The sequence below is a fragment of the Vibrio sp. 1402 genome, from assembly GCF_033340275.1.
The window spans coordinates 1-644 of record NZ_JAWOWE010000360.1; the positions used below are offsets into that span (position 1 = coordinate 1).

Here is a 644-nt window from a genome sequence, read left to right on the forward strand (position 1 = left end):
CGCATTAAAAAGTCAGTTCGTTTTGAAGATGGCGATAAGTGGGCAGAATTTGTACCATTTAACGGCTTCCGTATGGACTTCGAAATTGACTTTAACCACCCTGCGATTGAATCAGACGAGCAGCGCCTGCTGTTTGATTTCTCATCTCAAGGTTTCGTTCGCGAAATTTCTCGTGCACGTACGTTTGGCTTTATGCGTGATATCGAGTACCTACAATCTCAAAACCTAGTTTTGGGTGGTAGTTTCGACAATGCTATCGTATTGGACGATTACCGAATTCTGAACGAAGAAGGTCTGCGCTTTGAGAATGAGTTTGTTACTCACAAGGTGTTAGATGCAATTGGCGACCTTTACATGTGTGGTCATCCAATTATTGGTGAATTCCGTGCTTATAAATCAGGTCACGGTTTAAACAACCAACTTCTACGCGCAGTATTGGCGGATCAAGAAGCGTGGGAATGGACAACTTTCGAAGAAGAAGTAGGTTCTCCAGTCGCTTTTGCAGAGCCAAACATGGTGCTAGCATAAGTTAGTCAAAGAATATTAAAAACCAGGTTTCGACCTGGTTTTTTTCTATCTAAATTTTACCGCACTTGATGATGGTTGATGGTTATTGGCCAGATTTTTCTGCCATATCTGCGAGC

General features: G+C 42.4%; 1 protein-coding gene. It reads left to right on the forward strand.

The genetic code is table 11. The features are described from left to right. Positions 1-528 (forward strand): UDP-3-O-acyl-N-acetylglucosamine deacetylase (gene lpxC, locus R7044_RS26070; protein WP_225456101.1); only part of this gene is annotated, 528 nt, incomplete at its 5' end. Between the last annotated feature and the right edge of the window lie 116 nt (positions 529-644).